At 68.0% G+C, this 5,986-nt stretch carries 4 protein-coding genes and 2 pseudogenes; 2 read left to right on the top strand and 4 right to left on the bottom strand.

Annotation, left to right across the window (positions count from 1 at the left end; all coding sequences use genetic code 11):
* Window positions 1–60: 60 nt before the first annotated feature.
* Both ABD347_RS28285 and ABD347_RS28280 read right to left on the bottom strand, forming a co-directional pair.
* Window positions 61–768, bottom strand: a complete 708-nt coding sequence (locus tag ABD347_RS28285) for a hypothetical protein (RefSeq protein ID WP_344366523.1) — start codon at window positions 766–768, stop codon at window positions 61–63.
* A gap of 1,240 nt (window positions 769–2,008) precedes the next feature.
* The gene (locus ABD347_RS28280) at window positions 2,009–2,530 is read right to left on the bottom strand and encodes an Rv1352/Rv1906c domain-containing protein (RefSeq protein ID WP_344366522.1); all 522 of its coding nucleotides are present in this window, start codon (window positions 2,528–2,530) and stop codon (window positions 2,009–2,011) included.
* A 271-nt stretch (window positions 2,531–2,801) separates the two neighbouring features.
* Here ABD347_RS28280 and ABD347_RS28275 point away from each other — a divergent pair.
* Window positions 2,802–3,470 (top strand): annotated as a pseudogene (locus ABD347_RS28275) (transposase); the annotation flags it as partial.
* 20 nt (window positions 3,471–3,490) lie between these two features.
* Here the strand turns inward: ABD347_RS28275 and mobF are convergent.
* Window positions 3,491–4,251 (bottom strand): annotated as a pseudogene (gene mobF, locus ABD347_RS28270) (MobF family relaxase); the annotation flags it as partial.
* Window positions 4,252–4,466: 215 nt separating this feature from the next.
* Between mobF and ABD347_RS28265 the strand changes: the two are divergent.
* Window positions 4,467–4,664 (top strand): hypothetical protein, encoded by a 198-nt coding sequence (locus ABD347_RS28265; RefSeq protein ID WP_344366520.1) that lies wholly within the window; start codon window positions 4,467–4,469, stop codon window positions 4,662–4,664.
* A gap of 498 nt (window positions 4,665–5,162) precedes the next feature.
* Here the strand turns inward: ABD347_RS28265 and ABD347_RS28260 are convergent, their stop codons facing one another.
* Complete coding sequence (locus ABD347_RS28260) at window positions 5,163–5,501, bottom strand: MerR family transcriptional regulator (RefSeq protein WP_344366518.1); 339 nt, start codon at window positions 5,499–5,501, stop codon at window positions 5,163–5,165.
* Window positions 5,502–5,986 lie beyond the last annotated feature (485 nt).

Below are 5,986 nucleotides of genomic sequence, written 5' to 3'. Positions count from 1 at the left end.
GCTCCAACTCGCCTGCAGCATCATCTGCTTGAGGCGACTCAGAACCTCATTCTGAAACGATCAGTTAGGACACCTATCGAGCGCACCGCTTGGGGTGCAGTGCCCTTCTTCCAGGACGAAGTTGCCCTCGCGGATCTCGATGGGGTTCTTCTGCACGCGGATGACGGAGGCGGGCAGGTCGGGGGTGCGGACGTAGGGGACCCGTCCGATGCCGGTGTGGTTCGGGTCGGCGAAGTCCCACACGGACTGGATGCCGCCGCGGCGCCGCGCCCCTTCCCGGGCGCGCATCCCGCGGGCGGTCTGGGCGCTCAGCTGGGGTTCGTAGCCCAGCACGATCCCGTTGGCACCGGTGATGCGCACGTCGAGGCGCGCGTGCCCGTCGGGGGTCTGCGACTCGATGTCGGCGGGGAAGCCGTGGTCCTCGGAGTCCTTCGCGACGCGTTCCTTGCGGGCGAGGTGCTCGTCGGACTCGTGGCTGATCGGCTTGTCTCCGCGCTTGCGGTAGTGGGAGGCGAACCACATGCCGTCCCGTTCGACGAGGTACATGGGGACGCGCCGGCCGCGGAGGTCTCGGCAGTCGGGGCAGATGAGCCCGCGCTTGGCGACGGGAACCCGCTTCCGCATTCGGATGAGCACGTCGAGGAGGCCTTGGCCGTTCGGGACGCCGAGGTCGTCGGCTTCGAGGTCGAGATTACGGCCGGCCGGTTCGTAGTAGACCGGGTTGCGGTAGAGGTCTTCGTCGTTGTCGATCTGGAGGTCGTCGTCCACTGAGGTGCTCCCCACGGCCGCCACGAATAGGACTTGCAACGGTACGGGGAGGGGCTGACAGACGACGCCCAGTTTTACCGGCCCCGGTGCGCACAGTCACGGCTGACGACTCAGCGTGTCCGCCATGGGCCAGATGCCGGTGAGGACGGCGACGGCGGCACCAAGGTGCTGGATGCTCGCCAGTGAGGGTGAGCAACGAGGCGAAGGCGATGGCTAACCCGACAAGGGCGACACGCGCAGGGGGCGGGTTCTGGCCGGAAGGATCAACAGCAGCGGTCATGGCGACCACCCGCAACCAGCTGCCCCACTAACCCGTGGTCGTGCCGAGGAGCGACAACCCGGGGAAGGGCAGCCCGGATAAACCCCGGCATGTACGTCACGCTGGTCATGCACCCGGTTGGCTAGGGAGCCCCGGTGTCCCCGCGCCCACTCCCCGACCGGCCGGCCACACACCGCGCCGCCCGGCCCTCAGCCACTAGCGGCGCACAACGGCCCCTCCAGAACCCGAGGCATGGAGGGGGCCGCCGCGCGTCCAGAGCCACTTCGTAGCGACACGCCAGGACCCTTGTGGCGCTCGTCACATTAGGGGTGGGGTGGGGAGCAGCTACCACGCGTTGAATTACGTTCTCACCCGCTGTAGCGCATCCCCGCTACGTCACCCGGCCACCAGCCGGGCAGATGAAGCCGGCTAACACCCAGAGTTGGCAGTTGGCCCCCGTAGAATCGTCAGCAACGCAAAAGGGAGCCCCACTTCCTCGACAGGTTTGCAGGCCATGAGTCGAGGGAGCTGGCTCCCAGCGCGGTGTCCCACCATCAGCAACAGATCGGAACACTGAATGAAGCGTATCGCGAAAAGAACCCCATGGCCCAGCACCCGCTTGGGCAGATGGCACACCGCCACCGTTGCCCACCTGCGGAAATGGGCCGCAGGACCTGACGAAGCGCCCAAACTAGCTTCATGACCGGCGCGGCGACCAAGCTCGGCGAGTTCGCCACCACCGCCGTCATCGCCTGGCTGATCTACCGGCGCTAACCACGACAAGGAGGGGCCCCACCGGCAACGGCGGGGCCTCTCCTTCGTGCGCACCGACCTTGCGCTGCCCAAGCTCGCCAAGGCGGTCCTTGTGAACGACGAGGACAACCAGGTGGAGCCGATGCCGATCCTCGAGAAGGGCAACGTCATCACGGGCATGGACAACAACGTCGGCAACGTGATGCAGACACACCTGAAGATCCGTCGCTACTCCACCGGCTTCCACACCCCGCAGCCCCGCGCCGTGAACTGCCCATCCGACGCCTTCACCGTCACCGTGATGTTCTGGGCCGACGTCGCGAACCCGTTGTCCAGGACCTCCCCGCCCTTCGACGTGCGCTCCCAGTAGCAGTCCTCCAGGGCACCCACTACCCGGTACGCCCCCGGGGCGATCGCATCCACAGCCGACCCCAGCTTCGCCGTCACCCGGTACGTGCCGTCCGAGTAGAACCGCACCCCCGCACCCAACACCTCGGTCACCGTCTTCGACCACTCCGGGCACAACAACGGCACCCCCGCCCTCAGCACCGCGGCGTGCTCCGCATCCGTCTCACCGAGCGCCAGCCACTGCACCGCGCCCGCCCCAGACTCCTCCTGGTCGGTCAGCGTCGCGCAGATGTCCGCCACATACGCCGACGCCACCTCATCCGGCAGCCACCCCTCGGCCTCCGCCAACGCGTCGACCTTCTCCTCCGCCGTCAACGCCGCCTGCGGAGGCTCAGGCGGCACCGACGAGGGGCTCGGCGTCACCGACGGACTTGAGGACGCAGCCGTGGGCTTCACGTTGCCACCGTCACCCCCTCCGCCACACCCCGACAGCGACAGCACCGCGGCCAACCCCACCGCCACCGCCCCCACCCCACACGTCGTCCTCATGCGCCGCAGGATCCCAGCCAGAACAGGCAGGAGGAAGGACAACCCCCACATCGGGGATCATCAGTAACAGGTGCGGGGGCCTAACGAGCTCGTGCACGGTAAGCGGTGAGACGTCGAGGGCTGGATGGTTGATCATGGTCGAGTGGTGCGGAACGTGACTCGTGCAGTGATCGTCAGCACCCGACGGATCACAGGGCTGTCGGCCGATGTGATCGCTGAACTCGTGCCTGAGTTGGGCCCGTTGTGGCACGAGCGTCACCAGGCCAAGCTGGCTTCTCGGCCGCGAAAGCGTGCTGTGGGCGCCGGTGCGAAGCACCGGTTCGTGTTCGTCGACCGACTCCTGGCCACCCTCGTCCATCTCCGTCACGGGGTCACTCACGACGTGCTGGCCTGCTGGTTCGGAGTCGACCGCTCCACCATCACCCGGGCCATCGGTGAGATACGGCCCCTGCTCGCCGAGCGGGGATGCACGATCAGCCCCGGCGTCCGACTCGGGACGCTGGCCGAAGTCATCGACGACCTCGGCGCCAGTGGCCAGACCGGCATCATCGACGGCACCGAGATCCGGGTCCGCAGCCCGGCCGCCGGACGCAAGGACCGCGACGTGTTCATCTTTGGCAAGAACAAGCAGAACGCCGTCAAGACCATGGTTCTCACCGACCGGAATGGGCTGGTGCTGTTCTGCAGCCCGACCAGACCGGGCAGCTGCGCGGACATCACGCACTCCCGCCAGTTGGGCCTGGTCCAGCTCCTGGCCGACGGAACCGCAGTCGAGATCCTTGCCGATGCCGGCTACCAGGGCCTCGGCGCCCAGACCGGCGGACGCGTGGTCACCTCGCGCGGCTCCCACGCCCACCCGAGCCGGGCGGCACCTCCTCCATGAACAGGAGGGTGTAGAGGGTGTCGGCCGCGACGATGTGGGCCAGCGTCGAGTCCGCCGACAGGTTGCCCCACGTCCCCTTCTCCTCCGGCCGGCGGGCACGGATCGATACAAGCGCGTGATCGTGAAGAAGGGGCTTCGACTCGGCAGCTCTGGACTCGTAGTGCCGGAAGACCGCGACGATCAGCCCGTCCTTGACCCGGGCGCGCTGCTTACCGCCGCTCCCCCAACGGATCTGCGCGACCGCATCCTCCAGCCACGCCAGCGTCTTGTCCCGGGCGATGTCCTGGCACAGCTCCAGCACCAGGCGGGTCTCGTAGTCAGCCAGCGCCCACGCGATATGCGCCGTCGGCGGGGGCCGGAACACCAGGTGCATGCCGAGCCAGGGGACGCGCTCCTTGGCCTTGTCGGTCTTCGGTGAGCGGTTGTGCTCGATGGGCCTACCCAGCGCAGTCGCCCGCCGGGCGCGGGCCGGGCTCTTGCCCTGCGCCAGGAGCTCGCGCTCGATCCGGTCGGCGTCCGGGTGTCGACCCTCCCCCAGGAGCAGCTCGGCCTGCCGCTCGGTCACCACGTCCCCAGCCGCCAGGCCGAGCGCGGCCAGGCCCCGGCCCTTCCAGATCCCGGGTGGGACACCGGCCTCGTCCTGGGCCGCGCGCAGCGACATGCCCGCAGCACGGTGGCCGTCGCCGACCATCACGCCGCGGAAGAGATAGCGCCCGTCTCCCGGACGGATCTTCGTTTGGCTGATGACCGGCCCATGGAACCCCGGTGCTGACGTGCGAAAAAGCGCGATCCGGGGTCCTTCCCGCCGGGCGGGAGGCCATCACCAGATCTTTACCGGAGCGCCCGCCAGACGGGCCGCCACCGCAGGCCGAGACGGTAAGCCGCCGGTGTACGCACCTCCCGCCCATGAACCCCTACCTCGTTCACGACGACCTCTGCCCGCTCTGCCGCCGACCCCTCCGGATCGAGTACGGCCACACCCAGCGCTCCGCCCAGCAGGACCACCCTGCCCGTACCTGGATCACAGGGCGCCGATGCTCCAGCTGCGAGGCCACCCAGCCCCAGCAGTTCTGGGACGTCATGCGCGCTCTCTACGAGAGCTGACCGTGCCGTGCGATTACTGCGCCACGACCACACGAGCCCCACCGACCACGAAAACGCACACCAACCGTCTCCACAGTCATCGACCGCACACCAACGCACCACGCCGACAACCCGCCACGACTGAGCACCACGTCACCGACGCCCTTCAACACGAACAGCCACCACCGCCCCCCGGCCACCGGCCGGGGGGCGGCGTGCTTCCTGGAGGAGTTCGCCGTGCCCACCTACGAAGCCCTGCCCCGATTCACCGCCGACCTTCACCGCCTCACACCCCACCAGCGCCGCCTCTTCCACCAGGCCGTGGCCGCCTTCGTCGACGACCTGCGCACCGGACCGCGGGCGCTTCCGCGCCGGCCTACGCGTGAGACGCCCGCCGGGGGCTTCGTCGTGCTGCCCGGAGGAGACCACCGTGCCCACCTTCGAGACCCTCCCCCGCTTCTACAGGAAACGCCTGTATGGGTGCGCAGGCCCCGCCGGTGTCCGGCGGGCGCGCACCGTTCAGGCCGCGGCCGTGGGGTTCGCCGATTCGGCGGTGCGGCGGTACTCGGCGTTGATGCGCTGCGCTTCTTCGAGCTGGTCCTCGAGGACGATGATGCGGCAGGCGGCCTCGATAGGGGTGCCCTGATCGACGAGTTCCCGGGCGCGGGCTGCGATGCGTAGCTGGTAGCGGGAGTAGCGGCGGTGGCCGCCTTCGGAGCGCAGGGGGGTGATGAGGCGTGCGTCGCCGAGGATGCGGAGGAAGTTCGGTGTGGTGCCGAGCATGTCGGCGGCCCGGCCCATGGTGTAGGCGGGGTAGTCGTCGTCGTCGAGACGGCCGTACGAGTCGTCTGCTGTCATTGCACCTCTCTCATGGAACTTCATGGAACGCGTGGAGGGGCCCTGGTGCCGTACGGCACCAGGGCCCCGAAGGAACTACACCATCTGCCGGCCCTGATACTGCGCCGGCCTTCTGTGTCCGCGGACCCGACCTGGCTGCTGTCGGGGGTGCGGGGATCGCGGTTGCTTGACCGGAGACCACCTCACTATCGATGTCCTGCGGTACCCGGGCTCAAGACTTCCGCCCGGGCGATCCTGATGGCGCTTGGTTCCTCCGTTCTTTCCCTCGTTGATCAACTACTTACCAAACTGCATACTGCCGGTGAAGCTGGTACTGCTCTACTGCGTACTGCTGGTGATGCGAACTGCTCAGTGACCTATGACAGCGCCACTCTTCGGCAGCCAGCCCCGTTGCCCGTCCTGCGTCTGCTCTGGCTTACTGATCGTTTCAGAATGAGGTTCTGAGTCGCCTCAAGCAGATGATGCTGCAGGCGAGTTGGAGCAGT

This window comes from Streptomyces gobitricini (genome assembly GCF_039532985.1).
GTDB lineage: Bacteria > Actinomycetota > Actinomycetes > Streptomycetales > Streptomycetaceae > Streptomyces > Streptomyces gobitricini.
Note: the sequence above shows the minus strand (reverse complement) of the source record. Positions and strands in the feature narration are given on the sequence as shown.